The following is a 2,622-nucleotide window of genomic DNA, read 5'->3' as shown; positions in this document are numbered from 1 at the left end:
TTGGCAGAGGGTTTTTTGGTTGGCGATCGCGGCTACGAACCTGCGACCAAGACCCGATGAGGTCTGACCGCGATCGGTAACTAAAAAACCGTTTGTGCTGAACCGCTCCACAGGCGGTCGCCTCTATGGGCATTGAATGGCCGCCGAGGTCATCCAGTGCGCGCCACCGGCGTTGGTCGGGTACCGGAGGACGATGAGGCGGAGTGGGTGAGTGCGTGAGGGTGGTGCGAGCGTTGAGTTGGCGAGGTCGAAGGTGCCGATCGCGGGGCGTTCCCCTACGGTAAAGACTCGATGACGCAAGGCCAGGCGTGTTGCCATCCGGAATGCATGGCAAGGTGATGGGTCGTGGGGCGAACGCGAATCAGTGAACATAGTCAGCGGGTGGCGGCGCACGCGGCAGTGCGCCGGGTAGGAAGGTTTCGATGCAGAGCATGTGGCCTTTGCCACAGACGGGGCAATCGCGCAGGGACTTGCCAGTGAGTCGCTGGTAACGGTCGCGGTAGTCTTCCATCGGATCGACGGTTTCGTCCGCGGGGGCTACGACGCCGAGTAGCCGGCGGCAGGTGGCGAGCTTGGCGGTCCGGTGGCGATTGGCCAGCAGGCCGTAACTACGGATGTGTTTGAAGCCGTCGGGCAGTACATGTAGCAGGAAGCGGCGGATAAATTCGTCGGCCTCAAGCGTCATGGTCTTCGTTGCGGCGGGGTGTTTATAGTCTTTCCACCGGAAGATAACGTAGCCGTCGTCGAAGTTGACCAGCCGGTGGTTGGAGATGGCCACGCGGTGGGTGTAGCGGCCCAGATAGTCGAGGACCTGCCGGGCACCGCCGAAGGGCGGTTTCGCGTAGACCACCCATTCTGCCTGTGCGGCGGGGGCCAGCCATGTGGCAAAGGCTTGGGGATCGGCGAGGGGTTCGAGCTGGCCGTAGAAATGCAGTGCGGCGGTGTCGAAGGCATGGCGCAGCTGTTCGAGAAACAGACGCCGGAACAGGCGCGAGAGTACCCGCACGGGCAGGAAGAAGCCGGGGGGACAGGCGACCCAGTGTTCGCCGTCCGGGGCGATGCCGCCGCCCGGTACCACGCAGTGCACGTGCGGATGGTGCTGTAGGTTCTGCCCCCAAGTGTGCAGGACTGTGATGAAACCGATCTCGGCGCCCAGGTGTTTGGGATCGGCGGCGATCGTGCGCAGGGTTTCGGCGCTGGTGCGGAACAGGATGTCATAGAGCAGCTTCTTGTTTTGATAGGCGAGCGCCGCGATGGGCTCGGGAAGCGTGAAGACCACGTGGAAGTACTCGACCTCGGGCAGCAGCTCAGCCTGGCGGTGTTCGAGCCATTGCGCGCGGGCGAGCGACTGGCACTTCGGGCAAGCGCGATGCCGGCACGAGTTGAAGGCAATGCGTTGATGACCACAGGCATCGCACTGTTCGACATGACCACCAAGGGCCGCGGTGCGGCACAGCTCGATCGCGCTCATCGCACGCCGCTGGGCACGACTGAGCCCGTCGGCGTGGGTCTGCCGGTACTTTGCTCCGCAGCGGCGGAAGATGTCGGCCACTTCCAGTGGCGCGCGCATGGCCGTGCTCAGAAGTATTCGGGCTTGGCGGGCTGAGGGGGAATGGGTTCGGGGTGCGGTAGCAGATCGAAGGGACTCGTGGTGGCGCACACGGTGCTAGTCGCCACTTTGAGGTAACGCGAAGTTGTGGCCAGGGAGCGGTGTCCCATTAGCAGTTGGATCCTGCGTACATCGGTGCCGCTTTCCAGCAAATGAGTGGCGAACGCGTGCCGCAGCGAATGCGGCGTGATGGGCTTGCGGATGCCGCTGCGCTGTCGCGCGAGGTTGCATGCCCGTGCCACCGCAAACCGCGTGATGGGCTGGCCGGGGATGTCGCCCGGAAAGAGCCACTCCCGGGGGTGAGCGTCGTGCCAGTACGCTCGCAGGATCTCGAGCAGCCGCGGCGAGAGCATAACGTAACGGTCTTTACGATTTTTACCCTGATTCACGCGGATCACCATGCGCTGGCTGTCGATATCGGTGACCTTCAGATGCACGACTTCGGACACCCGCAGCCCGGCGGCGTACGCGGTCATCAGAATGGTGCGTTGCTTGAGACTGGCGATCGACTCGAAGAAGGCGGTGATCTCCCCCAGGCTCAGGACGACCGGCAGTCTGAACGGCTTCTTCGGCAACGGAAAGTCCTCGTCGCTCCAGGGTCGCTTGAGCGTCACGCGGTAGAGGAAGCGCAGTGCGCCGATCGTTGCACCGAGGCTGCCAGGGGCCAGCTTGCGCTCCTCGCGCAGATGAACGAGCCAGGCCCGGATCTCTTCCGGGCCGAGTAGTTCAGGCGAGCGATGGAAGTGCCGGGCGAAATTGGACACCTGCAGCAGATAGGACTTCTGGGTGTTGTCTGCGAGGTTGCGGATCTGCATGTCGTGCAGCATGCGTTGGCGGAGCGGGGTCATGACGGACCTCCTGGGAACAGTGAATGGAATGCCCGTTGGGCACCTCCATCCTGCTCCCAGTCGCCCGCTCGTCCCTTCCCCCTGGCCCGGCATCCGACAACCGTCCTGGCCGAACGCTAGGCACTGGCCTTCGCCTCCCTCCCACTACCGCGTCAGCGGTTTAGT

Annotated in this window: 2 protein-coding genes; both read right to left on the bottom strand. The window is 63.7% G+C overall.

The window, feature by feature from the left end:
- Nucleotides 1-361: 361 nt before the first annotated feature.
- Complete coding sequence (locus J8I34_RS33650) at nucleotides 362-1,570, bottom strand: IS91 family transposase (RefSeq protein WP_209777876.1); 1,209 nt, start codon at nucleotides 1,568-1,570, stop codon at nucleotides 362-364.
- An 8-nt stretch (nucleotides 1,571-1,578) separates the two neighbouring features.
- On the bottom strand, nucleotides 1,579-2,457 hold the full coding sequence (locus tag J8I34_RS33645; RefSeq protein WP_209777874.1) for a tyrosine-type recombinase/integrase: 879 nt from the start codon (nucleotides 2,455-2,457) through the stop codon (nucleotides 1,579-1,581).
- Nucleotides 2,458-2,622: the final 165 nt, after the last annotated feature.

Source organism: Cupriavidus phytohabitans (assembly GCF_017815025.1).
Taxonomy (GTDB): domain Bacteria; phylum Pseudomonadota; class Gammaproteobacteria; order Burkholderiales; family Burkholderiaceae; genus Cupriavidus.
This window is presented reverse-complemented; position numbering and strand designations above follow the sequence as displayed.

What these genes read in the sequence shown, in the direction of transcription:
- J8I34_RS33650 (WP_209777876.1), bottom strand. Translation starts at nt 1,570, where the DNA reads ATGCGCGCGCCACTGGAAGTGGCCGACATCTTCCGCCGCTGCGGAGCA.
- J8I34_RS33645 (WP_209777874.1), bottom strand. Translation starts at nt 2,457, where the DNA reads ATGACCCCGCTCCGCCAACGCATGCTGCACGACATGCAGATCCGCAAC.